Genomic DNA, 26,112 nt, shown 5'->3' on the forward strand with positions numbered 1-26,112 from the left:
GATCAGAAGCTCCAACCGGCGGCTTTGTCGAATTCGGACAGGCGCGGAATGCCGATTTCGGCCAGCGGCAGCAAGGCCACGCCGCCCGCGGTCTTGCGGCCCACGGCCAGCCGGGTCACACCCTTGACCACCAGACCGGTCAGAACTCGGCCGCCATCTTCCAGCCGCCGGGTCAGGCTGTCGGGCAGTTCCTCCACCGCGCCGTCGATCAGCAGCAGCGAATAGGCCGCGGACTTGCGGCTTTTGACCAGCGCGTCCTCCGGCGTGATGACATCCACCGATTTTACCAGCGGGCGCAGCAATTCGGGCAGATAGCCGCTGCCACTGTCCACTACCAAAGCGGCTTCGGTGGCGAGCGGCTGGGCTTCGGCCAGCATCATGCCGTAGAACAGCGGGGCGGCCAGGCGGCGGCCGTTTTCCAGCGGAATGGAGCGGTCGATATAGGCGGTGTCGCGCGCAGCGGCAGGCACGAAGTCCTCCCGCGGCACGGCGGCCATGCGGGCGAGCACGAAGGGTTCGTTGACGCCGCTGGTACGCAGCTGGCTGTCGATCATCGCGCGGCGTGCGGCTTCGGTGCTGGCAAGGGTTTTCGTCATGGACATCTCTACTGTATTACACCAACAACACAGTTGGTCAATCGGTGTCGGAGAGGGACGGTCGCCCTCTCCGGATCAGCGGCGGCTTTACGGTGCAAGCAATCCCTCGCCAAGCCCTTTGACGCTAGCCGCTGCCTGCGACTATGAAGCGGTCCAATCGACCGAATGGAGATACGATCCGATGAGCGAAATGGTAACCATCCGCGAAGCGGACCTGGTCGAAAGTGTCGCCGATGCGCTGCAATATATCTCCTATTATCACCCGATGGATTACATCCGCGCGCTGGGCGAGGCCTATGAGGCGGAGCAGGGTCCGGCGGCGAAGGACGCGATCGCCCAGATCCTGACCAACAGCCGGATGTGCGCCGAAGGCCACCGCCCGATCTGCCAGGACACCGGCATCGTGAACGTGTTCGTGAAGTGGGGCCAGAGTTGCCGCCTCGGTTCGGACATGAGCCTGCAGGATGTGGTCGATGAAGGGGTGCGCCGCGCCTATACCAATTCGGACAACAAGCTGCGTGCCTCGATCCTGGCGGATCCGGCCTTCACCCGCCGCAACACCCGCGACAACACCCCCTGTGTCCTGTCGGTGGAGATGGTGCCGGGCAACACGGTCACGATCGATGTCGCGGCCAAGGCGGCAGCGAGAACAAGTCCAAGTTCAAGATGATGAACCCGTCGGACAGCATTACCGACTGGGTGCTTGAAATGCTGCCGCAGATGGGCGCGGGCTGGTGCCCGCCGGGAATGCTCGGCATCGGCATCGGCGGCACTGCGGAACATTGCATGAAGCTGGCGAAACAGAGCCTGATGGACCCGATCGACATGGGGCAGTTGAAGGCGCGCGGGGCGCAGAACGACATCGAACGGCTGCGGATCGAAATTTTCGACAAGGTCAACGCGCTCGGTATCGGGGCGCAGGGGCTGGGCGGGCTGTCGACCGTGCTCGACGTCAAGATCTACGACGCGCCGTGTCATGCGGCGGGCAAGCCAGTGGCGATGATCCCCAATTGCGCCGCGACCCGCCACGCGCATTTCATGCTCGACGGCTCCGGCCCCTCGTTTCTCGAAGTGCCCAGGCTGGACGAATGGCCGGATGTGGACTGGCAGCCCGACGCGGCGGCGCTGAGGGTCGATCTTGATACCGTAACGCCTGAGCAGGTGCGCAGCTGGAAGAACGGCGACCGCTTGCTGCTGTCGGGCAAAATGCTGACCGGACGCGACGCGGCGCACAAGCGGATTGCGGACATGATGGCTGCGGGCGAGGAACTGCCGGTCAGCTTTGCCGGAAGGGCGATCTATTATGTCGGTCCGGTTGATCCGATCATGGGCGAAGCGGTCGGCCCGGCGGGACCCACAACCGCAACCCGGATGGACAAGTTCACCAAGATGATGCTCGATCTCGGGCTGCTGCTGATGATCGGCAAGGCCGAACGCGGGCAGGGTGCGGTTGATGCCATTGCGGCGAACAAGGTCGCCTATCTGATGGCCACCGGCGGCGCGGCCTATCTGGTGGCCCGCGCGATCAAGGAAGCCAGGGTCGTCGCTTTCGAGGACCTCGGGATGGAAGCGATTTATGAATTCACGGTCGAAAACATGCCGGTGACGGTGGCGGTCGATAGCGAAGGCAACAATGTCCACACGCTTGCCCCCGCCTATTGGAAGGAAAAGATCGCGCGGGAAGGCTTGCTTCCGGTCGGTTGATGGTCATTGTCGGGTTTAAGCAGGGGGAAGGGACACATGCTCGACGAAGGGCGCTGCCTACTCGACGACGGCGCTGGCCTGCACTGCCGCATCCGGCCTAGGTGACGGGGTGATGAATTTTTCCGAATCGGCCCGGGCTGCACCGGTACGCCTGCCTGTCCGCGCCGTGCTGGCCTCGATGGTCGGACTTTGGCTGTGCTACTTCCTGCTGACAACGCTGCGCGGTTCGATTGTCGGGCTGGAAATGCCCTATGAGCTGATGTGGCGGCGTGCGCTGGTGAGCCTGGCCGGAGTCGCCATCACCTTTATCATGTGGCTGGTCCTGCGGCTGTTCGACGAACGCGCGCTGTGGGCCAAGATTGCGGCGGCGCTGGTCCTCGCCCTGCCCGCCGCCGTGTTGATCGCCCAGGCAAACCAGATGATCTTCGCCGATGTCGAAACCCGGGTGATCGAGAAAATGGGTGAGCGTCAGGGCATCCGCATCCGGCGCGACGAAGCGGGCAATGTGCTCGTCGATGTGCCCGGATTGCCGGGGCAATACGACACACCCGGTGCCGCCGGGACACAAGGGCCGGACGCGCCCGAACCCTCGGTAGCGGCCACGGTAACGCTGGCACCGGCCCCGACGGGGCTCGACCGGTGGCGGCAATTGTCGGACATTGCGCTCGGCCGCTATTTCCTGCTGCTGGCGTGGGCCTCGCTCTATCTTGCCCTACTCGCCGGCGCGCAGGCCAAATCGTCGGAACGGCGCGAAGGGGAATTCCGGCGCGCGGCCAAGGCCGCAGAATTGCGGTCGCTGCGCTATCAGGTCAATCCGCACTTCCTGTTCAACACGCTCAATTCGCTGTCGGCGATGGTCATGACGGGCAAGGCCGAGAAGGCCGAAGAGATGATCCAGTCGATCTCCAATTTCTATCGTTACAGTCTGGCCGACGATCCGACTTCGGATGTGGAACTGGCGGAAGAATTCGAATTGCAGCGGCATTATCTGCAGATTGAACAGGTCCGGTTCCCCGAGCGTCTGCAAACCCGGTTCGATCTACCGCCCGATCTGGCGCAGGCGCGCGTTCCGGGCATGATCCTGCAGCCACTCATAGAAAATTCGGTGAAGTATGCGGTCGCCCCGTTCAACCAGCCGGTGACCATAACGCTGGCGGCGCGCCTCGAATATGGCCGGCTGGTGCTTTCGGTGAGCGATGATGGACCCGGCCACAATGGCAGGTCCGCGCCGGGCGATGCGGGCAGGAACGGCACATCGGGATTCGGCATCGGGCTCGCCAATGTGCGGGACCGGCTCGAAGCACGCTTCGGCAAGGAAGCGAGCGTTACCTCCACCGCGACTCCGCAGGGATATCTTACCGAACTGAGGCTGCCCCTGGTGACACATGGCTGATCATAACGAAAACGCACCATTGCGTACCCTGATCGTGGACGACGAACCGCTGGCGGTCGAACGGATGCAGGTAATCTGCGCCAGGCTGAACGATCTTCAGGTTGTCGGGACGGCAAGCGACGGCGCTGCGGCGCTGCGGCTGATCGAGGCGCTGGGGCCGGACCTGGTCCTGCTCGACATGACCATGCCCGAAGCCGACGGCCTGTCGGTGGCGCGCAAGGTGGCCGCAATGGACCCGGCCAGGCAAAAGCGACCGGCGATCATCTTTGTCACCGCGCACGACAATTTTGCGGTCGAAGCCTTCGATCTCGACGCGGTCGATTATGTCCTCAAGCCGGTCGCGCCCGAACGTCTCGGCCGCGCCATCGAACGCGCCCTGACCCGGCGTAGCGAAGCCGCGCCCAAAGAAGGCGAATGGCTGACCGAATTGTGGGTGCCGCATCGTTCGGAACTGGTGCGCATCGAAATGGCGCAGGTTTCGCGGATCGATGCCGAGCGCGACTACGTCCGCCTGCATGTCGGCGGGGCCACTTACCTGCTGCTGCAAACCATCGCCGGGCTGGAGGGACGCCTCAACCCGGCGGAATTCATTCGCATTCATCGCTCCACCATCCTGCGCCGCGAGAATATTCGCGGATTGCGTCATGATGGGCTGGGTGTGTGGTCGGCAGAACTCGATGATGGGGAAGCCCTGCGGATCGGGCGAACCTATCTCGGCCGGGTCAAGGCCATGGCCGGACGCTGAGCGGGGAAGCCGCGCGGGCGGATAATGCGTAATTGCCCCGGATGACCAGTTTATGACCGGAGAAAATTGAAGCCCGGACCGGGGGACTGGTCCGATCCGGGCTTCGACAGCTGAGGGTGATCAGCCGCCAAGTCGTTTGTCGTCGAGGAGCCTGGCCATTTGCTTCGTGGCAAGAGCCTTCGCCTGACGGTAGCATTCCTTGGCCTCGTTGCTCCGGCGGCTGATCCGTGAACCGGTCACCGTGTTGTTCAAGCCACAAAAATCCTTTGCCGCCTTGTCAATCCGGTGGGTCAGGGCCTTCTGACCCGCGGCGGTTTCCAAGTTGAGGTCGGAATAGGCGATGACCAGATCGTCATTCGACTGGGCGGCCAGTGCGGGTGCGGCAGTGCCCATCAGGGTGAGGGCGGAGCCTGCCGCGGCAAGGGCAATAAGTGCGCTTTTCATGATATTTCCTCCAGCTGCGGGCCATCCGTTCAAGGGGGGGGGTGGAGGCCATTCGCATTCTTGGTTTACCCCCTGGTTGGAGGAGGCGCAGCCGGACTTCGACTGCTGTCGATTTTCGGTCGACCACGGATGTAATCGACGGACGAAGGCGATCAAAATGCGGACGAATGGTGTTTGGCAATCGACCACGGTGAGTGCATGATTGCGCCCAGATGTCGCTGATCATAATTTTCTTGCTGGGAATCGCCAATTTCGCGCTCCATCGCGCAGTGCTGGAAGGCCCGCACCCGAGGTCGGCGGAAATCGGCCGGCTTGCCGCCCGCTTTGGACGGCGCGCAATGCTCGCTGCGGAATTCGTCGTTCTGCTCGCGGCGCTGTTGATGGCGGCCCGGGGCTGGACCTTCGCGGCATGGGCCTATCTCGGCTATTCGCTGCTCAACGCAGGGGCCGCATGGCTGATCCTGTCGCGCCGCTTTTGAAATGCACAGAGCCGCGGGGGACGGTAAGATACTGCGATTCGCAGCGAATCTTCGCAAGCTTGCCGCAGGAACGGATTTTCATGACCAACCCAGGACCGCTTTGGCTCGTGGTGAACAACGCCAGCGGGAGCTATTCCGACGATAGCGAGGAGCGATTGCAGGCCTGCTGCGCCGCGGCGGGAATGGGCGCGGGGGCAGGCATACTCCGGACAGTCAACTTTCCGGGCGAGGATTTGCCGTCCGCTGCAGAACTCGATGCCGCGGGCGTGCGGGTGCTTGCGGTGTTCACCGGGGACGGCACGCTCAACACCGCCATCGCCCGGCTCGAAGGCTGGCAAGGTGCGGTGCTGCCCCTGCCGGGCGGAACCATGAACCTCCTTTCAAAACGCCTCCACAGCGATCAGGATGCGGAAACCATCCTCACGCGGTACTGCCGGGGCGAGGCGCGGCTTTCGCGGCCGCAGGTGGTAACGACTGCACACGGCAGCGCGTTTGCCGAACTGCTGGCTGGGCCGGGGACACGCTGGAATATCGTGCGCGAGGCGCTGCGGGAAGCGGATCTTCCCGGCGTCGTCGCGGGAACTGCCGATGCCATCGCGGAAACCTATGACGGCCCCAATGTCCATGTGATCGAACCTGCTGGCGGGCGGGAGGAGGGGTATCCTCTGATCGAAGTTCTCCCCACCGAAGTGGGGCTGCAGGTGAAGGGGTTCTATGCCGAGACGGTCGGGGACGTCCTGTCGCAAGGGGCCGCCCTGCTCCGGCGGAACTTCCGTGAAGGGCCGCACGACGATCTCGGCCTGTTCGCGCAGATTACCCTGCGCCAGACCGATGGCAGCCCGATCGAACTGCTGTTCGACGGCGAGCCGGTTACCGGCGGTGCACGAGAAGTTTTTGGGCTGGCCCCCTGCAGGGTCGATCTGTTAGCGACGCCGCATGACGACTGACCGCGCACTTCTGTTCCATCTCAGCGACATTCATTTCGGGCTCGAGGATCGTTCCGCCTTGAGCTGGGTAGCGGACGAGATCGCCCGGCGCAGGCCCGACGCGGTGATGATAACCGGCGATCTGACCATGCGCGCGCGGCACCGCGAATTTGCCGCTGCGCGAAAGTGGATCTCCTCGGTCGATGTGCCGGTGACGATCGAGGTGGGCAATCACGACATGCCCTATTACAATCTGGTCGAGCGTTTCGTGACTCCGTACAAGCGGTTTCGCGGCCTGAAGGCTATGATCGAGCGCGAGATCGACTTGCCCGGGGTGGCGATCGTTCCGCTCAAGACTACTGCCCGGGCGCAGTGGCGGTTCAACTGGTCGAAGGGATCGGTATCCGACAAGGCGCTGGCGAGGACGCTGGCGGCAATCGATGCCTTGCCCGCCGGAACCACCGTGCTGGTCACCGCGCACCATCCGCTGGTCGAGGTGGATACGCACGGGACCGCGCTTACCCGAGGCGGCACTCGCGCCCTCGCCGAACTGGCCCGGCGCAAGGTCGCGGCGGTGCTGACCGGCCATGTCCATGATGCATTCGACATCGTGCAGGAAACCGCCAACGGTCCGGTCCGGATGATCGGCGCGGGCACCCTGTCGCACCGGATCCGCTCGACTCCGCCCAGTTTCAACGAATTGACCGTGGTCGGCGGTGACATCCGGGTCGAGGTGCGCAACCAGGAAGCGGCGTTGTCGAGCGCGATGATGATCGACGAGGTGCCCGAGGATGCAATGCCGCCGCGCTCACCGGGCGAGCCGGTCGCGCCGGTCAACCGTGTGCCGCCCGTCGACCCGCCGGTGCATTGATAGAGCGGACAAAAAAGGGGCGACCAGTTGCCTGGCCGCCCCGTTTTCGTGAAAATCCCGAAGGAATTTAGCGTTTCGAGAACTGGAAGCTCCGGCGGGCCTTGGCCTTGCCGTACTTCTTGCGTTCCACCACGCGGCTGTCGCGTGTGAGGAAGCCGGCCAGTTTCATCGTGCCGCGCAGCTTCGGTTCGAATTTCGACAGTGCCTGGGCGATGCCGTGCTTGACCGCGCCAGCCTGGCCCGAAAGCCCGCCGCCCTTGACGGTGCAGACCACGTCATATTGTTCCACCCGGTCGGAGATGGAGAACGGCTGGTTGATCACCAGACGCAGCGTCGGACGGGCGAAATAGGCTTCCTGGTCGCGGCCGTTGACGGTGATCTTGCCGTTGCCGGGCTTGATCCACACGCGGGCCTTGGCATCCTTGCGGCGGCCAGTGGCATAGGCGCGGCCCTGTGCGTCCAGTTCCTGTTCGCGCAGCGGAGTTTCCGGTGCCGAGGGAGCGACCGGAGCAGCGACGGTTTCGGAACCGGCATCGCTATCGGCAGCAGGAGCCGCCGCGGCCGCCGGTGCCGGCGCCGAAGCAAGATCCTTCAGATCGGCGAGGTCGGAAACCGTTCCGGTATCCTTGGTGTTTTCGTCAGCCATTACGATGCAGCCTTGTTCTTGCGATTCAGCGAAGCGACATCCATCACTGTGGGCTTCTGCCCGTCATGCGGATGCTCGGTCCCGTTATAGAGATGAAGCGCCTTCATCTGCGCCCGGCCCAGCGGTCCGCGCGGAATCATCCGCGTGATCGCCTTTTCCATGACGCGTTCCGGGAAGCGGCCTTCCAGCACCTTGGCGGGGGTCGTTTCCTTGATCCCGCCGGGGTGGCCGGTGTGCTTGTAATAGGTCTTGCCGGTCATCTTGTTGCCGGTGAATTGCACCTTGTCGGCGTTGATGATGATGACATGGTCGCCGCAATCGACATGCGGGGTGAAGCTCGGCTTGTGCTTGCCGCGCAGCAGATTGGCGACGATCACCGCCAGCCGGCCTACAACCAGACCTTCGGCATCGATCAGATGCCAGTTCTTTTCAACCTCGGCCGGTTTGATCGACCGGGTGCTCTTGGTGAGCGCCTTCATGGCAGTGTTCCGTTCTTGTAAAATGGCTGGCCCGATCGCAACCGGGCCGGATTGTTCGGCGAATCCCCGACGGAGATCCTCGAAGAGCCGGCGATTTGTTCGTTTATGGCCGCTAAGTCAAGCAAATCCGGCCCTTCCGTGAGAGGTAAAATAATACCTCCAACCAGGATGGCCAATCAATCGGGCGCTAGCTACGCCCCAAAGCCCAGATTTCGGAGGAGGTCCGGCTGGAGCCGCCGACCGCTGACAGTATCCGCCGTTCGCTCTGCGCCATCAGCTGGCCTGCCGCATCCATCCGCGCATCGAACAGGACCGCGATCGTGCCGGACAGGCCGCCGGGCAGTTCGACATCGCGGTTCACCTGCCATTGCAGGGGCTGGGGCCGGAACAGGTCGCGCGGCACCTTGCCGGTCGGCCCGGTGGCCGAGCTTTGCAAGGCGGACAGCGCTGCCATGATCCTCTCCGTTTCGGCTTCGGGCATCCGGGCACCCTCGATCTGCTCGGCAGCTTTGCCGACCGCCCGGTCGAACCATGTCGAGTCGGGGTTTTCCTCGCCCCCGGTGATCACGCCGTCTGGCGACAGGATCATGGGAAACAGGCCAGTCTCCTCGCGCGATTGCTCCATCTGCGCGAGCGCCTGCAATCGCGGCGGTACATCCACATCGACCGAGATCTGACGCCCGGTGAGGGAAAATCCGTCCTCCACCCTGCTGAAGCGGACTTCCCAGCTGCGCCGCACGGTAATCCGGGTCCCGCCAGGCAGATCGCGCAGCACTGTGCGGGTCAGGTTCATCGGCGATGCGGGAGGATCGAACGCGCGGACTGCTGCGGAGGCAAATCGTGGGAATACTGCCGCCAGCATCGGCATGGCAGCTGCGCCTGCGATCAGGCGCAAGCTCTCTCGGCGCGATTGGCGGCGCGATTGGTTCATGCCGCTCTTGCCTGCGGCCGCCGGCCGAGCACATGGGCGCCCCATGCAGTTGCTGCCACCAGCAGCGCCCCGAACAGCTGGTGCGCGGTGGCAATCCACAGATCAACCCCGGTCCACACCGTCGCCACGCCGAGGATTATCTGGGTGCCGAAGGCCGAGTGGATCGCAATCGAGGCCCGGCGGTCGAGCGGACGCACCTTGCGCGCCATTACAATCAGGGCGGCAACCGCCACCCACGCCCACCAGCGGTGGATGAAATGCAGCAGGAACGGATCATGGGTGAGGGCGTAGAAGAACCCTCGCGAAGTGTCATATTCGGGGATCAGACGCCCCTGCATCAGCGGCCAGCTGTCGGAGGCAAGGCCTGCATTGAGGCCGGCTACCCATGCGCCGAGCAGCAGCTGGACGAACAGGATCGCCGCCGTGAACGCCGCGACACCGGTCATCCGCGCGGGCCGGGCCGAGCCAAGCGTTCCGAGCCGGCGCAAGTCCAGTGCTGTCCATACCAGGCCAGCGAGAGTGAAGAAGGCGGTCAGCAAATGGATCGACAGCCAGAAATGGCTGACGTCGGTCATCTCGCCCGACAGGCCGGAGCGGACCATGAACCAGCCGAATGCCCCCTGCATCCCGCCCAGCGCGAGCAAGGCAAGCAGGCGCGGCTTGTATCCCGCCGGAATCATGCCCTTGATCCAGAACCACAGCAGCGGAACCGCGAACACGACGCCCAGCAGCCGGCCCCACAGGCGGTGGAACCATTCCCAGAAGAAGATGAATTTGTAGTCCGCCAGCGTCATGCCCGCAGGTCCGGTGACCAGCTGATATTCCGGAATCTGCCTGTACGCTGCAAACTCGGCTTGCCACTGTGCCTCGCTCAGCGGCGGCAGGGCACCCATTATCGGCTTCCATTCGGTGATCGAAAGTCCCGATTCGGTGAGACGCGTTATCCCGCCGACCACCACCATGACGATTACCATCGCGGCCATTACCCACAACCAGCGTACCAGAACGAGCGGCCGATCCATTCCCCGGTGGGAAGGTGACGGATTTTGATGAGCGAGTGCTGCGACCATCGCCCTCTACTGGAATTAGTCGGGCAAAAGCGCAAGGCTCTTGGAAGTGCATCCTTCGCAAGGAGCGGTGAATTTTCTGCAATATTTTCGGGGCTTGGCGGCGATCCTTGTCGCAAACGGGACCAGCCGAACCCAATTACCTTGCAGAATGATACATCGTCACATACATGGCTTGAACTATGCACAGCGGTCTCCTCTCGATTCGTGCGCGGCTTGACCGCGCCGGAATACTCCTTTCGGCCCTGTGCGCGCTGCATTGCCTCGCCAGTATCGTGGTGGTTTCCGCGATCGGCATCGGCGGACAATGGCTGTTTTCCCCCGACATTCACCGCTACGGACTGGTGATCGCGCTGCTGATCGCGGCTGTGGCGATCGGCTGGGGCGCGCTGCGCCACCGGCGGATGGCACCCTTCGTGGTGGCGATGATGGGCCTGACCTTCATGGGCGGTGCATTGGCCGTTCCCCACGGAGTGCAGGAAGCTGTGCTGACGATAATCGGTGTCTCTCTGGTGACGCTGGGCCACATACTCAACTTGCGCCACACGCACGGGACGCTATCTGGCAGGGCATGAACGCCCAGCTCAATCTATCCGTCAACGGCGAAACCCGCCGCACTACCGCCCCGACGATTGCCGCTCTGGTGCGGGAACTGGAACTTGATCCGGCCAAGGTCGCGGTCGAGCGCAACGGAGAAATCGTGCCGCGTTCGACCCTGGCAGAGGTTCCGCTTGCCGAGGGCGATACTCTCGAAATCGTCCATTTCGTCGGCGGCGGGGACCATGACGACCGCTGGGAAGTTGCCGGACGCACATTCACCTCCCGCCTGATCGTCGGCACCGGCAAATACAAGGATTTCGCGCAGAACGCCGCGGCGCTCGAGGCGAGCGGGGCGGAAATCGTCACCGTCGCGGTGCGCCGGGTCAACGTCAGCGATCCGAAAGCGCCGATGCTGACCGATTTCATCGATCCGAAGAAAGTCACCTATCTGCCCAACACCGCGGGCTGCTTCACCGCCGAGGATGCCATCCGCACGCTGCGCCTGGCGCGGGAGGCGGGGGGCTGGGATCTGGTCAAGCTCGAGGTGCTCGGCGAAGCGCGCACGCTCTATCCCGACATGCGCGAAACGCTGAAGGCAACCGAAGTGCTGGCGAAGGAGGGCTTTCTTCCGATGGTCTATTGCACTGATGATCCGATCGCCGCCAAGCAGCTGGAACAAGCCGGCGCAGTGGCGGTGATGCCGCTGGGCGCGCCGATCGGTTCGGGTCTGGGCATCCAGAACCGCGTCACCATCCGCCTGATCGTGGAAGGCGCCAGCGTGCCGGTGCTGGTCGACGCGGGGGTCGGAACCGCGTCCGACGCCGCGGTGGCGATGGAACTGGGCTGCGACGGGGTGCTGATGAACACCGCCATTGCCGAGGCGAAAGACCCCATACGCATGGCCCGCGCGATGAAGCTGGCGGTGGAGGCAGGTCGGCACGCGTACCTCTCCGGCCGCATGGGCACGCGCAAATACGCCGACCCCAGCAGCCCGCTTGCGGGGTTGATCTAGCGGGAGAGCGCTTTTTCGCTCGCGGCCAGTCGGCTTTGCCGACGCCTCCGCGGGGGCGGCCTGACCGGCCGTCACGCGGTCGCGTTCTGGCTGCCGCGACTGATCACGGCCCGTCCGAAAACTTGATCCTGGGAAACAAACACTCATAAATAACGCGATGTTAACCATGATGGGCGAAAACCTTCCTACAACAGGGAAAGTTTCGCACGATGACGACCAGCACCGCTTCCATGACGATCTCCGAATTGCGCGAGTTTGCGGGCTTCACCCCGGCAGAACAGCGTTACATCAAGCGGAGCCTCGACATCGGCCTCGGGCGGCACGATGCGTTCAAGCTGTGGGCGCGGGACGCATCGGAAAACGCCTCGATCCGCAGCCAGTATGTCTCCTATCAGGAACTGAAAGGCCTGCGGGCCGCCGCGCCCAGCGGAAACGGCTTCGACGATCTCGAGCCGTTCATGGGCAAGCTGCTGCGGGTGTCGGCCTTCGACCTGGCGCAGGAGCGGCTGACCAGCTTTTCCGCGTACCGGTTCCTTTACGAACGGCTGCTCGGCGCGCGTGTCCGGCCGTGGCTGCCCTCCGCTTTCTGTGCAGCTGCCGCTTTGCCGCAGATCCGGCCCAACCGGCGCAAGGACCTGCTCAAGTCCCTCAGTGAAGCAGCAGCCACCGCGCCCGGCTGGTCCGACCGGGAACCGGCGTTCTACCCCGACTGGGTGGACGAAGCCGCGGCGTGACCGCATCGTAGCGGACGGTCCGGGGGCCACACCAGAATTGACTCGGTTGCCCGCTGGCGGTTAGCCACGGTACAGCCCCGCAAGCCGGTCGCCGTAGCGCTCCCTGATCTTGTGCCGACGGATTTTGAGGCTCGGCGTCATTTCCTCGTTCTCGACCGAGAACGCCTCGTCGGCAAAGGCGAACCGGCGCACTTTTTCGGTAACCGACAGTTCCTTGTTCACCCGGTCGACCGCTGCCCGCAACGCGCTGCGGAAGGCGGGCAGTTCCTGCAATTCGGCCAGATCGAATTTCTCGCCGTTTTCGCGCGCCCACTCCAGCGCCCATTCCGCTTCGGGAACGAGCAGGCCGACGATGTAGGGCCGTTTGTCGCCCGACACCATCGCCTGCCCGATTTCCGGCTGCAGGGTCAGCATTCCCTCGATCTTCTGCGGGGCGACATTGTCCCCCTTGTCGTTGACGATCATGTCCTTCGTGCGGTCGGTAATCACGATTCGGCCGCCGTCGTCGAGATGCCCGATATCGCCGGTATGCAGCCAGCCATCCACCAGCGTGCGTTCGGTTTCCGCCTTGTTCTGCCAATAGCCCTGCATCACCAGTTCGCCCCGGCACAGGATCTCGCCATCTTCGGCAATCCTGATCTCGACCCCGCGCATCGGCGGCCCGACGCTGTCCATGGTGATTCCCGCACGCGGGCGGTTGCAGCTGATGACCGGGCCCGCCTCCGTCTGGCCGTACCCCTGCAGCATGGTCAGGCCCATCGCGTCGAAGAAAATTCCGACATCCGGATTAAGCGGCGCCCCGCCCGAGACCATGGCCTTGATCCGCCCGCCGAATTTCGCCCGAACCTTGGGCCGCAGCGCCCGTTCGAGAAGCGCGTTCATCGGCTTGTCGCGCAGCCGGATGCGGCCCGCCTGCTTGTTCTCGCCGATCGCCAGCGCGCGGTCCATCATGTAATTGGCCAGTGTGCCCTGCTTTTCGATCTGCTTCATGATCCGGGTACGCAGCACTTCGAACAGGCGCGGGACGACCACCATGATGGTCGGGCGGGTTTCCTCGATATTGGCGGCGAGCTTGTCCAGCCCTTCGGCATAGAAGATTTCCGCGCCCATCCCGATCGGCAGGAACTGGCCGCCCGAATGTTCATAGGCATGGCTGAGCGGCAGGAAACTGAGGAAGCGTTCTTCGTCCCAGCCGAAATCTTCCGCCAGGATGTGCGCCGCGCCCGCGACATTGCACAGGATCGCGCCGTGATGCTGCATCACCCCGCGCGGTGCGCCGCCGGTGCCGCTGGTGTAGATAATGCAGGCGATGTCGGTACGCTTGATCCCCGCAAGCCGCGCATCCACCGCCGCGCGGGCTGCCGCCGGATCGCCTTCCAGCATGTCCGCCCAGGCGTGGCAGGCAATGCCGCCGGACTGGAATTTGCGGATGTCGTCGATCGCAACCATATGTTCGGCCATGCCGGACCCCATGATTGCGGGGATCAGCGGGACCGACAGTCTGGCGTTGGAAACAATCACCGCCCGCGCACCGGAATTGTCGAGGATGTGCTGATGGTCGCGCTGGGTGTTGGTGACATAGGTCGGGACAGTGATGCATCCGGCCGCCATGATGGCAAGATCGGCAATGCACCATTCGGGGCGGTTCTCGGATACCAGCGCCACCCGGTCGCCGTCCGTCAGGCCGAGTCGGCGCAGCCCTTCGGCCAGCAGGCAGACCCGGTCTGCCGCTTCGCTCCAGCTGATGGTTTGCCAGGTTCCATCGATTTTCGCGCCGAGGAAAGGGTGGTCGCCCCGCTCCGCGGCGCGGGTCAGAAACAGACTGACGAGATTATTTGCCTGATCGATATCGGATAGTTGCAAAATCCGCTCCCCTGGTCCCGCACTCTGGCCCGTTCACCGCGGGCTTTACCGGTTCGATCTAGGCTGCCTTCAGCCTAGCGGCAAGACCACTGTTGGCCTGATTACTGACGGACGGAAGCGCCTTCGCTGCGCGGGTCGGCGGCACCGATCCAGCCCTCGGGGGTCCACTGGGCGGCGTTGGTCTTGAGCGGCAGGGGTCTCGCGGTGATCTGGGCGTGGCCCAGCGCCTTCAGATCATCCACCATTGCTTCCAGTGCGCTGCCTTGTTCGATCACCACCACGTCGCCGGGTGAATAGAGCTGCGGAAGCGCCAGCGCCTCGTCCAGTGAGAGGCCGAAATCGATAAGACCCATCAGCGTCTTGGCGACCTGAACGGGGATCGTCCCGCCGCCCGCTGCGCCCACTGCATACATGAGCTTGCCGTCCGGTCCGTACACCACAGTCGGCGCCATCGAACTGCGCGGGCGCTTGCTCCCCTCGACCCGGTTGGCGACGGTGCGGCCATCCTCGAGGGGGGTAAAGCTGAAATCGGTCAATTCGTTGTTGAGGTAGAAACCGCCGAACATCAGCCCCGAACCGAACGACCCTTCGATGGTGGAGGTATAGCTGACCGCATTCCCGGCGCTGTCGATGGCGACGAAATGGGAGGTCCCGCTTTCCGGCGGCTCGGTCCCGTCCGGCGGGGCAAGGGCGGTCTGCGGCGCAATCCCGGGCTGCGCGGCCGCCATGGTGGAGGTCGCGGAAATCAGCGCCGCGCGGGCGGTCAGATAGTCTGCGTCGGTCAGCCAGCCCACGGGCACCGGCACGAAATCGGGATCGGCCAGATACCGTTCCCGGTCTGCATAGGCGAGCCGCTGCGATTCGGCGAACAGGTGCCAGCTGGTCGGCGATCCGGGACCGGTAGCGGCGAGATCGAATGGTTCCAGCTGCTTGAGAATGGCATAGACTGTGGTTGCCCCGGACGATGGCGGACCCATGCCGCAGATCCGGTAGATGCGGTACTTTCCGCACACCGGCTCGCGCGGCTTCGCGGCGTAGGATGTCACATCCGCGGCGCTCATTCCGGCCGGGCGCGGGGTTGCCGCGGCGACATGTGCGGCGAGATCGGCTGCGAAAGACCCCTGGTAGAAACTGTCCGGACCCTCGGCAGATAGTTTCAGAAAAACTGTCGCCAGCCGCGGGTTGCGAATCAGGGCTCCGGCGGGCTGGGGTTTGCCTGCAGCGTCGTAGAACAGTTCCTTGCCATATGGGTCGATAGCGGCGCGGTCGGCCGAGCGGGCAAGGAATTCGTGAAACCGCGGGCTGATCGCGAAACCGTCGCGCGCCAGTTCCAACGCCGGCCCGACCAGCGTTTCCCACGGCAGCCTGCCGTATTGCCGGTGAGCCATCCCGGCCAGGCGGAGATTGCCGGGAACCCCGACGCTGAGACCGGAGAGAACCGCCTCGCGGTAGCCGAGCGGCTTGCCGTCTTCGTCAAGGAACCAGTCGGGTGCCGCCGCCGAGGGCGCGGTTTCGCGGCCGTCGATCGTGGTCACCGTGCCATCGGGCGCTGCATGGACGAAAAACCCGCCGCCGCCGATCCCGGAGCTTTGCGGTTCGACCACGGTCAGCGCCAGCATCGTGGCAATCGCGGCATCGGTGGCGCTGCCGCCCATCCGCAGCATCCGCGCCCCGGCGTCGGCGGCGCGGGGATCGGCCGCGCTGACAAGGCCGCGTTCCAGCTCGGCCGGCTGGGTTGCAAGGGGCGGGGAGACGAATTCCGGGCGCTCGGTCTGGAGCGGCTGACAGGCCGTCAGGAGGACGCCGGAGATGAGAAAGGTCAGTGTGCGGATGTTCATGGCTACGGCGCTATTCGCTGCCAATCGCTTCTGCAATGCTAGAAAATCCGTCGCGCTGCATCAGGCGCTCCAGCCCGCGGGTGATCCGGCGCGGCAGACCGGGGCCGCCATAGACCATTGCGGTGTAAAGCTGGACCAGGCTCGCACCTGCCCTGATCCGGGCCCAGGCGTCCTCCGCGCTCGCGATTCCCCCGACCCCGACCAGCGGGATCACCCCGCCGGTGGCGCTTCGAAAATCGCGCAGGCGCTGCTGCGCCAGATCGCGCAGGGGCGCACCCGAGAGCCCGCCGGTCTCGCCGGCATGGGGCGATTTCAGTGGCGGACGGGAAATCGTGGTGTTGGACACGATCAGCGCGCCCAGGTTCCTGTCGAGCGCGATGCGCGCGATGGCGTCGATATCGGCAGGCTGGAGATCGGGCGCGACTTTCAGGAAGATCGGTGCCGTGCTGCTCCCGCGGGCTTCGATCACCGCATCGAGCAGGGCCGCAAGTGCACCTTCATCCTGCAGCGCCCGCAGGCCGGGCGTATTCGGGCTGGAGATGTTGACTGCCAGATAGCTGGCGAGCGGTGCCATCATCCGGGTCATCACCGCGTAATCCGCAGTGCGGTCGGGCGAATCCTTGTTGGCCCCGATATTGATGCCGACAATTCCGGCATTCCGGCCCACCCGCCGCTCGAGCCGCGCCTGTGCCCTGTGTGATCCCCTGTTGTTGAAGCCCATCCGATTGATCACCGCGCGGTCTTCCACCAGGCGAAACAGGCGCGGCTTCGGGTTACCCGCCTGCGGCAGAGGGGTGATCGAACCCACTTCGGCAAAGCCGAACCCGAGGCCCAGCAGTGCATCGGGAACTTCGGCGTCCTTGTCGAACCCGGCCGCCATGCCGAGGGGATTGGGAAAATGCAGCCCCGCCACGGTCACGGCGAGCGGCCCGGCGGCGGGCGGCGCCGTCCGCGGACTACATTTCAACGCGGTCAGTGTCAGTGCGTGGGCGGTTTCCGGATCAAGCGCAAACAGGCCCGGGCGAAGGATACCGAAGATCATCCCTGGCCTCTATCCGGCCCGAGCGGTCCCGGCAACTTTCCCCGCGAACCGGATCACGGGCGCGATCGAATCAGCGTTTTATGCCAGCGGGTTGCAACGAACGTTTCAAACATTGCAGATGTTTCATCTTTTCTGTCGCTTACATACAATCAGAATCGGTGCAGGTGCGCCTATAGAGTCGCTGCGACCCGAAGGGCTCTGGCAGCAATGCATAGAGTTCCTCGACTTCAGGGGCGGTTCCTTTAAACAGGGGGCCGCCCTTTTTTTGTCACGTCGCGAAGGAACTCTGGTGACCATTGCCCAAGGCGAAGCCAGACCGCTCACCAGGGCTTCCTTGATCCAGATCGAATATATCGCGGTGCCGGCATCGCTGACCGATTATGTGACCACGTTCTATCACTTTCGATGCGACGAGCCGGAGATCAAGGAAATCCAGCCCGCCGGCGTCGGGCACCTGACCTTGTTTCCCTGCGGGCAAGGCGCAATGCACTTTCCCGGCGGCCGGAAAGATCCCGCGCACCGGACCAATCTGTTGACGCCCAGCACGGCCGCCAGTCCGTTCGAAATGGCGGGACCGTTCCATGCGATCGGAGCATCCATGTCGCCGCTCGGCTGGGCCGCACTGACCGGCATGGACGCCAGCAAACATGCCAACCGGCTGCTCGATGCGGCGGAGTGGCTGGGGCGCGATATCGGTGTGCTGGGCGAAGAATTATGCAGCGCCTATATCGATGGCAGTTTGGACGGCACCGCCTGCGCCATGCGGTTGGCGGATTACATCGGGGACCACCTTCGCCCGGTGAACAGCCGCCATGCACAGCTTATTCGGCTGACCGGGCAATGGCTCGGCGAATCGATCCACCCCCCGATCGAAAGCCTCTACGAGCGGTCGTCCTATTCGAAGCGCCAGGTGCAGCGGCTGGTCGAGCGGTATTTCGGCGTGCCGCCGGTGGCGCTGAAACGCAAATACCGCGGGTTGCGGGCCGCCGCGCTGCTGTCGCTGCCGAACCTCACGCCGGAATTCGAAGCGAAGGTGTATGATGCGTTTTACGACCAATCGCACATGATCCGCGAAATACGGCTGTTCGCGGGCCGGACACCGGCCCGGCTGGGCAACGAAGATCACCCTTACCTGACCGAGATGCTCGACCCGAAGAATTTTCGAGAGATCGGTATGGGCTCGCAGGACCTGATCTGAGCACAACCGGCTGCCCGGATTGCTAACGACTCGCAACAAGGGAAAATGCGTTGAAACCGAACAAATGCGTCACTAGGTGAAATCGGAACGAATTCGTCCGATTTAACCGGGAAGCTTGCAATGCGCCTGTCCAGCATGGCCGATTATGCCGTCGTCACGATGTGCGCCGCCGCGCGCCATTGCGGCTTCGCACGGGTCTCCGCGGCGGAACTTGCGGCCGAAACCGGTTTGCCCGCGCCGACGGTGCAGAAACTGGTCAGCAAGCTGACGGCGGCCGGCCTGCTGCGTTCGGTCCGCGGGGTCGGCGGCGGGCTGCAACTGGCCCGCCCGGCTGCGGCGATCACGCTCGCGGATATTGTCGAGGCGGTCGAAGGTCCGATCGCGCTGACCGCCTGTGTCGAACACGGCAAGCATGATTGCGCGCTGGAGCGAACCTGCAGCGTGCGGCCCCACTGGGGCGCGGTGAACGATGCGATGCGCGGCGCTTTGGCGGGGATTCCGCTGACGCAGCTGGCCCAGAGAGAAATGGCATGAACGAACAGACTACCATTCCGGAAGCAGAGATCCAGGACAAGGCCGCGCGCGATGCCGCCAAACGCCTTGAAACCTATGAATTCGGCTGGTCGTCCGACATCGAACAGGACTTCGCGCCCAAGGGGCTGAGCGAAGACACCGTCCGGTTCATTTCGGCCAAGAAGAACGAGCCCGAATGGATGCTCGACTGGCGGTTGAAGGCGTTCCGCCTGTGGCAGACCATGGAAACGCCCGATTGGGCCAAACTCAATATTCCGCCGATCGACTATCAGAATGCGTATTATTACGCCGAACCGACCAAGAAACCGAAACTCGGCAGTCTCGACGAGGTCGATCCGGAAATCCTCCGCGTGTACGAGAAACTGGGGATCCCGATCGCGGAACAGGAAGTCCTTGCCGGGGTCGAAGGGGCGCGTAAAGTTGCAGTCGATGCGGTGTTCGACAGCGTTTCGGTGGCGACCACATTCCGCGCCGAACTCGAACGGGCCGGGGTCATTTTCCGGTCGATCAGCGAAGCGATCCGCGAATATCCCGAACTGGTCAAGGCGTGGCTGGGCAAGGTCGTGCCGATGCGCGACAATTATTTCGCCACGCTCAATTGCGCGGTCTTTTCGGACGGCACCTTCGTCTACATTCCCGAGGGCGTCCGCTGCCCGATGGAGCTCAGCACCTATTTCCGGATCAACGCCGAAAACACCGGCCAGTTCGAACGCACGCTGATCGTGGCGGAAAAGGGCAGCTACGTCAGCTATCTCGAAGGCTGCACCGCCCCGATGCGCGATGAAAACCAGCTCCACGCCGCGGTGGTGGAATTGGTCGCGATGGACGATGCGGAGATCAAATATTCGACCGTCCAGAACTGGTATCCGGGCGACAGCGAAGGCAAGGGCGGGATCTACAATTTCGTCACCAAGCGCGGGCTATGCCAAGGCGCGCGGTCGAAAATCAGCTGGACCCAGGTCGAAACCGGCAGCGCGGTGACGTGGAAATACCCCTCCTGCGTCCTCAACGGCGAGGACAGCGTGGGCGAGTTCTACTCGGTCGCGGTGACCAACAATTACCAGCAGGCCGACACCGGCACCAAGATGATCCACAACGGCAAGGGGACCCGTAGCACGATCATCTCCAAGGGGATCAGCGCGGGTCGTTCGAACAACACCTATCGCGGGTTAGTCCGGGTGGGCGCCAATGCCGATAACGTGCGCAATTTCACCCAGTGCGACAGCCTGCTGCTCGGCAGCCTCAGCGGCGCGCACACCGTGCCCTATATCGAGGTGAAGAACCCGAGCGCCCAGATCGAGCACGAGGCAACCACCAGCAAGATTTCGGACGACCAGCTGTTCTACGCGATGCAACGCGGGCTGGGCGCGGAAGAAGCGGTGGCGCTGATCGTCAACGGATTTGCGAAAGAAGTGATGAAGCAATTGCCAATGGAATTTGCGGTCGAAGCGCAGAAGCTGCTGGCGATTAGTCTTGAAGGATCGGTCGGATGATCAGCCTTTGGGACAAAGGCCGAGACTCGAAAACCCCTCCCCTTCAGGGGAGGGGCAAGGGGTGGGGGCTGTCAGAAGAACAGCTCGCTACGCTGCAGACTCGCGCCCGCGCCATGCGCAACAACCCGACCGAGCCTGAGCTGCGCTTGTGGCGGGGCCTGTCAAATTCCCGGCTCGGTGGTTTCAAGTTCCGCCGCCAACAGGTGATTGGCCGGGCGATTGCGGATTTCGTCTGCACCTCCGTGAAGCTGATTGTCGAAGTAGATGGCGATACGCACGCTGACACAGCACGGGAAGATCGCCGCGATGCATATTTAAATGGTTTTGGTTACCGGGTCCTGCACGTCAGCAACCCCGATGTGATGAGAAATATGGACGGGGTTTTGACATTGATTTTGCAGACGCTTGAATCGGCCGACAGGCCCCACCCCAACCCCTCCCCTGAAGGTGAGGGGCTTAAAGAGGTGGAAGCACAAAAATTGTTGGCGATTAGCCTTGAAGGATCGGTCGGATGACCAAGAAAACACTCTCCATCAGCACCGGTCCGAAATCGGACGCTACCGACCCGCGTGACACTTGGGGGGTCAAGGGCAAGCGGCTCGACCGGCTGCACGACATGGCGCGCGATCGGCGGCGCAATCCGACCGATGCGGAAAAGCTGCTGTGGACGCGGCTCGCCAACCAGAAGCTGGGCGGTTTCAAGTTCAAGAAGCAGTTCATCGTCGGCACCTCGATCGTCGATTTCGCCTGTCCGACGGTGTGGCTGGTGGTCGAGATCGACGATCTGGACATCGATGCCGAACTGCAGGCGATGAGCGACCGCAAGCTGGCCGAAGTCGGCGTGCGCGTGCTGCGATTCACCAACGAGGCGGTTCTGGAGGATGTCGACGCGGTCTGCGCGGAGATCCTCGAGATGCTGAAAACCCCGTTCGAGAAACCCCGCCGGCCCCGAACCCCACCGGTTACGCCCGTCGCAGACGCCTACAACGCGGGATATTGAGAGACACAAATGCTGAAAATCGACAACCTCACCGCCGAAGTGGGCGGCACGGCCATCCTGAGCGGCCTTTCGCTGAGCATCAATGCGGGCGAAGTGCACGCGATCATGGGCCCCAACGGCGCGGGCAAGTCGACGCTCGCCTATGTACTCGGCGGGCGGCCCGGTTACGAAGTCACCGGCGGCAGTGTCAGCTTCATGGGTAAGGACCTGCTTGATCTCGAACCGCATGAACGCGCCGCGCTCGGCCTGTTTCTTGGATTCCAGTATCCGGTCGAAATTCCCGGTGTGTCCAACGTTCAGTTCCTGCGCGAATCGCTCAATTCGCAGCGCCGTGCGCGGGGCGAGGCTCCGCTGTCGGGCGGCGAGTTCCTGAAGCTGGCGAAGGAAAAGGCCGCGCTGCTGCGAATGGACATGGAAATGCTCAAGCGGCAGGTCAATGTTGGCTTTTCCGGCGGCGAGAAAAAGCGCGCCGAGATGGTCCAGATGGGCATCTTGGGCCCGAAATTCGCTGTGCTGGACGAAACCGACTCCGGTCTCGACATCGACGCGTTGCGCATTGTCGGCGACGGGATCAATGCAATCATGCGCAAGCCGGACCGGGCGGTGCTGCTGATCACCCATTACCAGCGGCTGCTCGAATATGTGAAGCCGGACTATGTCCATGTGCTCGCGAACGGCCGGATCGTGAAGACCGGCGGCGCGGAACTCGCCCACCAACTGGAAAGCGAAGGCTATGAAGCGGTCGTACAGGAAGAAGCTGCCTGATGGCCGATGTCGCAACCCTTCCCACCGTGCGCCCGAGTAACAGGGACGAGGATTGGCGCTATTCCGACAGCGCCTACCTCGCAGCCGCCGACCTCGCAGCAATTCATCACTGGCGCAGGCTGGAGGTTCCGGCAGGCGAGACGCGTGACGAGATTTTCACCTTCCTCGACGACACCAGCGGCACCGAACGGCTGCGGGTGAATGTCGGTGCGGGCGGCACTTTCACCTGCTTCGCGGCCATCACTGGCGGAAGGTATCGCCGGCTGGAACTGGAAATCACCTTGTCGGAAGGCGCGCATTTCGAATTTGGCGGCGTCACTGTCGGCGGCGGCGAGATGGTGCAGGAATTCGTCACAAGGGTCATCCATGCGGAGCCTGACGGTACTTCCAACCAGGTCGTGCGGGCGGTGCAAGGCGGCACATCGACGGGGAATTTTCTCGGCCGGATCGAAGTTGTCCGCGATGCCCAGAAAACCGACGCGGCGCAGAATTTCCGCGCACTCCTGCTGGAAAAAGGGGCCTCCGCCAACACCAAGCCCGAACTCGAAATCTTCGCCGACGACGTGAAATGCGCCCACGGCGCCGCCATCGGTGCGCTGGACGATAGTGCCGCCTTCTACATGGCCGCGCGCGGATTGCCGCCCGAGGTCGCCCGGCGGCTGCTGGTGCAGGCCTTCATCGGCGATGCCTTCGCCGCGATGGCGGATGATGAGGCGCGCGAAGTGATGCTTGGCCATGTCCTCGAAAAGCTGGGTGACGCGGTATGAGCGATGTCGCGATCCTGAGCCGGAAGGCGGATTTTCCCGGCCTCGTCACGGCTGACGGGAAGCCGTGGCATTATCTCGACACCGCTGCGACAGCGCAGAACCCGCAGGCGGTGATCGACGCGATGAGCAGCGCCTTGGGCCGCGATTACGCGACCGTGCATCGGGGGGTTTATTCCCGCTCGGCCAGGATGACGCAGGGCTATGAGGCCGCGCGCGAACGGGTCGCGGCATTTATGGGCGCGCGCAGTGCGAACGAAGTCGTGTTCCTGCGCGGCGCGACCGAGGGGATCAACCTCGTCGCGCAAAGCTGGGGGACCGCTAACCTGAAGCCGGGCGACCGGATCATGCTCAGCCAACTGGAACACCATTCCAACATCGTGCCGTGGCAGATGGTGGCGCAGAAGGTTGGCGCCGAAATCGACGTCTGCCCGCTGACGGAAGATCACCGGATCGATCTCGACGCGCTGGAAAAAATGCTCACCCCCGCGCACAAGATCGTCGCGCTGGCGCATGTTTCCAACGTGCTCGGATCGATATTGGGCGCGAAGCGAGCAGCAAAACTGGCGCATTCGGTCGGCGCGAAATTCCTGCTCGATGGCTGTCAGGCGGCCCCGCGGATGCGGCTCGACATGGCGGAGCTGGATTGCGATTTCTACGTCTGGTCGGGCCACAAGCTTTACGGTCCCACCGGCGTCGGGGTGCTGTGGGCGCGTGAGGAAATTCTGAACGCGATGCCCCCGTGGCAGGGCGGCGGCGCGATGATCGACAAGGTGACTTTCGCAGAAACCACCTATGCCCCCGCGCCGCAGCGGTTCGAGGCTGGCACGCCGATGATCACCGAGGTGATCGCGCTGCATGCCGCTGTGGACTATGTCGAAAGTGTCGGCGGCATGGAAAGCCACTTCGCCCATGAAAGCGCGCTGGCCGGGAAATTGCGCGACGAATTGCGCGGCATCAATTCGGTCCGCCTGTTCGGACCGGAAAAATCGGCGGGTATCGTGTCCTTCGCGATGGAGGGGGTTCACCCGCACGATCTGGGCACCATATTGGATGAAGAGAATGTCGCGATCCGGGCCGGCCACCACTGCGCCCAGCCGCTGATGGCGCATCTGGGCGTACCGGCAACCGCCCGCGCCAGTTTCGGCCTGTATAGCGACGAGGATGACATTGCCGCGCTGCTGCGCGGGATTGAACGCACGACAAGGATTTTTGGCTGATGAACGAACCGGGCAAGATCGCGGTCGAGGAAGTGGATGCTGTGGCAGCGCCAAGGCGCGCGCGCGTCGAAGACCTGGAAACGGTCGCAGAAAGCATGGGCGAAAAGCTGGAGCGCAAACGCGACTATCTGGAAGGCTTCCTGAACAAGAAACCGGAAGAGGTTTCATCCAGCGAACCGGGCGGCGATCTGTACGAGGCCGTGGTCGAGGCGCTGAAGGAGATTTACGATCCGGAAATTCCGGTGAACATCTACGATCTCGGCCTGATTTACGGGGTCGATGTCTCGCCCGATGCCGATGTGACCATCAGCATGACGCTGACCACGCCGAATTGCCCGGTGGCCGAGAGCATGCCTTCCGAAGTGGAATTACGCGCAGGCGCGGTGCCGGGCGTGCGCGATGCGGAAGTGGTGCTGGTGTGGGATCCGCCGTGGGATCCGCAGAAGATGAGCGACGAAGCGCGCCTTGAACTGGGGATGCTGTGATGGCTGACGATCAAACAACCACCAAGACCCGCCAACTGCCCGCTGCCGTCACCCTGACGCCGCGGGCCGAGCAGCGCATCGCCGATCTGATGGCGAAAGCTCCTGAAGGCGCAATCGGGGTCAAGCTCTCGACCCCGCGCCGCGGCTGTTCGGGCCTCGCCTACTCGGTCGACTACGTGACCGAGGAAGTGAAATTCGACGAGAAAATCACCACGCCCGGCGGGGTTCTCTATATCGACGGTGCAAGCGTGCTGTATCTTGTGGGGTCGGTGATGGACTGGGTGGAAGACGATTTCACCGCCGGATTCACCTTCGCAAACCCCAACGCAAAGGGTGCCTGCGGCTGCGGCGAAAGCTTCATGGTCTGACTGGGTTCAACTCTCGGCGGTAACTTCGTCGATGAAGTCGAGCAGCGCCTGGTCATATTCGTCGATCTGGCCGTTGCGGGCCATCTGGCCTTCCAGCCACAGGCGTTCATCGCTCGTCAGATCCTGCGCCCGGGCTACTCCATCGGCGGTGCCGGCGGCAGGCGACCTCTTCCCGAATACCGCGGCAAAGGTGCGCGGGCTGGTGCTGGCCATCCGGCCCATGAAGCTGCCGATGCTGGCCCGGTTATCAGCCACGAACGTCTCGAGCTCCATGGCACGGACCCGCTCGAGCTCCGCATTTTCGGGCGAATAGCCCATCAGATAATTGCCCACGCCCTGCGCGAACAGCGTCTTCCATTCGGGAACGTTCGGTGCGCCAAGTGTCGCATCCTTCAGACGGAACAGCATTGCCGCCTCGCGCCGGCTGACGCCAGCCGGGCGGTCGCTGGCGGGCGCGAACAGCATCCGGCGAATGATCTGCACTTCCGCGCTGCTGATATGGGTCTCGGACAATTCACCGCCGCCGCGCGTCGGGCCACTGCCGGTCAGCACTGCCTGTTCCAGCTGCGCGAGAACGAAGGCCTTCAGCGAATCGGGGACATTGCGCGCGCGTTCGAAAACCCGCACCAGCAGTTCCAACTCGCTCATCGCGCATAGCCGCCCGTCGCGGGTAATTTGCTGGACCAGCCAATTGGCTTCCTCCTGCGCGACGTAGCCTTTCGGATCGGTGCCGTTGATGACGTATTCGCCGACCGCTTCGGTGAAAAAATCGCACCACGCCTCGTCCGGCGAAGCTATCGAATCGTTGATCGAAAACAGGCTCTCGGCCTCCTCGCGGCTGACGCGGCCGTCACGCCAGCCCGCACTTCGCAAGGCGGCGATTTCGTCTGCGCTGATTACACCGTCGCTGCGTACCCTGGCCGCAAGATTGCCGAACTGAATACCCATTGGCTCGCCGTTCCTCGAATGTTCAAG

28 protein-coding genes and 1 pseudogene are annotated in these 26,112 nt (G+C 63.5%); 19 read left to right on the top strand and 10 right to left on the bottom strand.

Features of this window, described 5'->3' with window-relative positions; genetic code table 11:
• Positions 1-2: 2 nt before the first annotated feature.
• Positions 3-602 carry a protein-L-isoaspartate O-methyltransferase gene (locus U0988_RS11645; protein WP_322292787.1) on the bottom strand — a complete coding sequence of 200 codons (600 nt, stop codon included), beginning with the start codon at positions 600-602 and terminating at the stop codon, positions 3-5.
• A 184-nt stretch (positions 603-786) separates the two neighbouring features.
• Here U0988_RS11645 and U0988_RS11650 point away from each other — a divergent pair.
• The 3 genes and pseudogenes from U0988_RS11650 to U0988_RS11660 all read left to right on the top strand — a co-directional run bounded on the left by U0988_RS11650 (position 787) and on the right by U0988_RS11660 (position 4,438).
• Positions 787-2,300, top strand: a pseudogene (locus U0988_RS11650) (fumarate hydratase).
• A gap of 112 nt (positions 2,301-2,412) precedes the next feature.
• Positions 2,413-3,693 carry a sensor histidine kinase gene (locus U0988_RS11655; protein ID WP_322292788.1) on the top strand — a complete coding sequence of 427 codons (1,281 nt, stop codon included), beginning with the start codon at positions 2,413-2,415 and terminating at the stop codon, positions 3,691-3,693.
• On the top strand, positions 3,686-4,438 hold the full coding sequence (locus tag U0988_RS11660) for a LytTR family DNA-binding domain-containing protein (RefSeq protein ID WP_322292789.1): 753 nt from the start codon (positions 3,686-3,688) through the stop codon (positions 4,436-4,438). Before U0988_RS11655 ends, U0988_RS11660 begins: the two co-directional genes overlap by 8 nt.
• 120 nt (positions 4,439-4,558) lie before the next feature.
• Here the strand turns inward: U0988_RS11660 and U0988_RS11665 are convergent, their stop codons facing one another.
• Positions 4,559-4,882 carry a UrcA family protein gene (locus tag U0988_RS11665; protein WP_322292790.1) on the bottom strand — a complete coding sequence of 108 codons (324 nt, stop codon included), beginning with the start codon at positions 4,880-4,882 and terminating at the stop codon, positions 4,559-4,561.
• Between the two features lie 212 nt (positions 4,883-5,094).
• On the opposite strand from U0988_RS11665, the gene U0988_RS11670 reads away from it, so the two are divergent.
• The 3 genes from U0988_RS11670 to U0988_RS11680 all read left to right on the top strand — a co-directional run bounded on the left by U0988_RS11670 (position 5,095) and on the right by U0988_RS11680 (position 7,158).
• Positions 5,095-5,361: a hypothetical protein gene (locus tag U0988_RS11670; RefSeq protein WP_322292791.1), complete on the top strand. Its 267-nt coding sequence runs from the start codon at positions 5,095-5,097 to the stop codon at positions 5,359-5,361.
• Positions 5,362-5,441: 80 nt separating this feature from the next.
• Positions 5,442-6,308, top strand: a complete 867-nt coding sequence (locus U0988_RS11675; RefSeq protein ID WP_322292792.1) for a diacylglycerol kinase family protein — start codon at positions 5,442-5,444, stop codon at positions 6,306-6,308.
• The gene (locus U0988_RS11680; protein ID WP_322292793.1) at positions 6,298-7,158 is read left to right on the top strand and encodes a metallophosphoesterase family protein; all 861 of its coding nucleotides are present in this window, start codon (positions 6,298-6,300) and stop codon (positions 7,156-7,158) included. Before U0988_RS11675 ends, U0988_RS11680 begins: the two co-directional genes overlap by 11 nt.
• 67 nt (positions 7,159-7,225) lie before the next feature.
• On the opposite strand, the gene rpsI is transcribed toward U0988_RS11680, so the two are convergent.
• The 4 genes from rpsI to U0988_RS11700 all read right to left on the bottom strand — a co-directional run bounded on the left by rpsI (position 7,226) and on the right by U0988_RS11700 (position 10,197).
• Entirely contained in the window at positions 7,226-7,804 is a 579-nt protein-coding gene (gene rpsI / locus U0988_RS11685; protein WP_322292794.1) for a 30S ribosomal protein S9, read from the bottom strand.
• A complete protein-coding gene (rplM, locus tag U0988_RS11690; RefSeq protein WP_322292795.1) occupies positions 7,804-8,283 on the bottom strand; it encodes a 50S ribosomal protein L13 in 480 nt (159 codons plus the stop codon). The genes rpsI and rplM overlap by 1 nt, the downstream gene beginning before the upstream one ends.
• 187 nt (positions 8,284-8,470) lie before the next feature.
• Positions 8,471-9,214, bottom strand: a complete 744-nt coding sequence (locus tag U0988_RS11695; RefSeq protein WP_322292796.1) for a hypothetical protein — start codon at positions 9,212-9,214, stop codon at positions 8,471-8,473.
• Positions 9,211-10,197, bottom strand: a complete 987-nt coding sequence (locus U0988_RS11700; RefSeq protein WP_416172393.1) for a COX15/CtaA family protein — start codon at positions 10,195-10,197, stop codon at positions 9,211-9,213. Before U0988_RS11700 ends, U0988_RS11695 begins: the two co-directional genes overlap by 4 nt.
• Before the next feature lie 266 nt (positions 10,198-10,463).
• On the opposite strand from U0988_RS11700, the gene U0988_RS11705 reads away from it, so the two are divergent.
• From U0988_RS11705 to U0988_RS11715, 3 genes are all read left to right on the top strand, one after another.
• Positions 10,464-10,856 (top strand): MerC domain-containing protein, encoded by a 393-nt coding sequence (locus U0988_RS11705; RefSeq protein WP_322292798.1) that lies wholly within the window; start codon positions 10,464-10,466, stop codon positions 10,854-10,856.
• Positions 10,853-11,833 carry a sulfur carrier protein ThiS gene (gene thiS, locus U0988_RS11710; RefSeq protein WP_322292799.1) on the top strand — a complete coding sequence of 327 codons (981 nt, stop codon included), beginning with the start codon at positions 10,853-10,855 and terminating at the stop codon, positions 11,831-11,833. The genes U0988_RS11705 and thiS overlap by 4 nt, the downstream gene beginning before the upstream one ends.
• A gap of 209 nt (positions 11,834-12,042) precedes the next feature.
• Positions 12,043-12,567, top strand: a complete 525-nt coding sequence (locus tag U0988_RS11715) for a hypothetical protein (RefSeq protein ID WP_322292800.1) — start codon at positions 12,043-12,045, stop codon at positions 12,565-12,567.
• Between the two features lie 60 nt (positions 12,568-12,627).
• Here the strand turns inward: U0988_RS11715 and U0988_RS11720 are convergent, their stop codons facing one another.
• From U0988_RS11720 to U0988_RS11730, 3 genes are all read right to left on the bottom strand, one after another.
• On the bottom strand, positions 12,628-14,433 hold the full coding sequence (locus U0988_RS11720; protein ID WP_322292824.1) for an AMP-dependent synthetase/ligase: 1,806 nt from the start codon (positions 14,431-14,433) through the stop codon (positions 12,628-12,630).
• Between the two features lie 98 nt (positions 14,434-14,531).
• A complete protein-coding gene (gene ggt, locus U0988_RS11725) occupies positions 14,532-16,268 on the bottom strand; it encodes a gamma-glutamyltransferase (RefSeq protein WP_322292801.1) in 1,737 nt (578 codons plus the stop codon).
• Positions 16,269-16,278: 10 nt separating this feature from the next.
• On the bottom strand, positions 16,279-17,310 hold the full coding sequence (locus U0988_RS11730; RefSeq protein ID WP_322292802.1) for a quinone-dependent dihydroorotate dehydrogenase: 1,032 nt from the start codon (positions 17,308-17,310) through the stop codon (positions 16,279-16,281).
• Between the two features lie 289 nt (positions 17,311-17,599).
• Here U0988_RS11730 and U0988_RS11735 point away from each other — a divergent pair, with 289 nt between their 5' ends.
• From U0988_RS11735 to U0988_RS11780, 10 genes are all read left to right on the top strand, one after another.
• Positions 17,600-18,508, top strand: a complete 909-nt coding sequence (locus tag U0988_RS11735; protein ID WP_322292803.1) for an AraC family transcriptional regulator — start codon at positions 17,600-17,602, stop codon at positions 18,506-18,508.
• Between the two features lie 120 nt (positions 18,509-18,628).
• Positions 18,629-19,042 (top strand): SUF system Fe-S cluster assembly regulator, encoded by a 414-nt coding sequence (locus U0988_RS11740; RefSeq protein ID WP_322292804.1) that lies wholly within the window; start codon positions 18,629-18,631, stop codon positions 19,040-19,042.
• Positions 19,039-20,535 carry a Fe-S cluster assembly protein SufB gene (gene sufB, locus U0988_RS11745; RefSeq protein WP_322292805.1) on the top strand — a complete coding sequence of 499 codons (1,497 nt, stop codon included), beginning with the start codon at positions 19,039-19,041 and terminating at the stop codon, positions 20,533-20,535. Before U0988_RS11740 ends, sufB begins: the two co-directional genes overlap by 4 nt.
• Positions 20,532-21,050: an endonuclease domain-containing protein gene (locus U0988_RS11750; RefSeq protein WP_322292806.1), complete on the top strand. Its 519-nt coding sequence runs from the start codon at positions 20,532-20,534 to the stop codon at positions 21,048-21,050. Before sufB ends, U0988_RS11750 begins: the two co-directional genes overlap by 4 nt.
• Positions 21,047-21,535, top strand: a complete 489-nt coding sequence (locus U0988_RS11755; RefSeq protein WP_322292807.1) for an endonuclease domain-containing protein — start codon at positions 21,047-21,049, stop codon at positions 21,533-21,535. Before U0988_RS11750 ends, U0988_RS11755 begins: the two co-directional genes overlap by 4 nt.
• 9 nt (positions 21,536-21,544) lie before the next feature.
• Entirely contained in the window at positions 21,545-22,300 is a 756-nt protein-coding gene (gene sufC, locus U0988_RS11760; RefSeq protein ID WP_322292808.1) for a Fe-S cluster assembly ATPase SufC, read from the top strand.
• Positions 22,300-23,067, top strand: coding sequence for a SufD family Fe-S cluster assembly protein (locus U0988_RS11765; RefSeq protein ID WP_322292809.1), 768 nt, complete (start codon positions 22,300-22,302; stop codon positions 23,065-23,067). The genes sufC and U0988_RS11765 overlap by 1 nt, the downstream gene beginning before the upstream one ends.
• Positions 23,064-24,284: a cysteine desulfurase gene (locus U0988_RS11770; protein ID WP_322292810.1), complete on the top strand. Its 1,221-nt coding sequence runs from the start codon at positions 23,064-23,066 to the stop codon at positions 24,282-24,284. Before U0988_RS11765 ends, U0988_RS11770 begins: the two co-directional genes overlap by 4 nt.
• Complete coding sequence (locus U0988_RS11775) at positions 24,284-24,769, top strand: SUF system Fe-S cluster assembly protein (RefSeq protein ID WP_322292811.1); 486 nt, start codon at positions 24,284-24,286, stop codon at positions 24,767-24,769. Before U0988_RS11770 ends, U0988_RS11775 begins: the two co-directional genes overlap by 1 nt.
• Positions 24,769-25,137, top strand: coding sequence for an iron-sulfur cluster assembly accessory protein (locus tag U0988_RS11780; RefSeq protein WP_322292812.1), 369 nt, complete (start codon positions 24,769-24,771; stop codon positions 25,135-25,137). Before U0988_RS11775 ends, U0988_RS11780 begins: the two co-directional genes overlap by 1 nt.
• Positions 25,138-25,143: 6 nt before the next feature.
• On the opposite strand, the gene U0988_RS11785 is transcribed toward U0988_RS11780, so the two are convergent.
• Positions 25,144-26,112: hypothetical protein (locus U0988_RS11785; protein ID WP_322292813.1), on the bottom strand; the 969-nt coding region annotated here is incomplete at its 5' end.

Origin of the sequence: Allopontixanthobacter sp. (genome assembly GCF_034376665.1) — a bacterium.
In the GTDB taxonomy this organism is placed as follows: Bacteria; Pseudomonadota; Alphaproteobacteria; order Sphingomonadales; family Sphingomonadaceae; genus Allopontixanthobacter.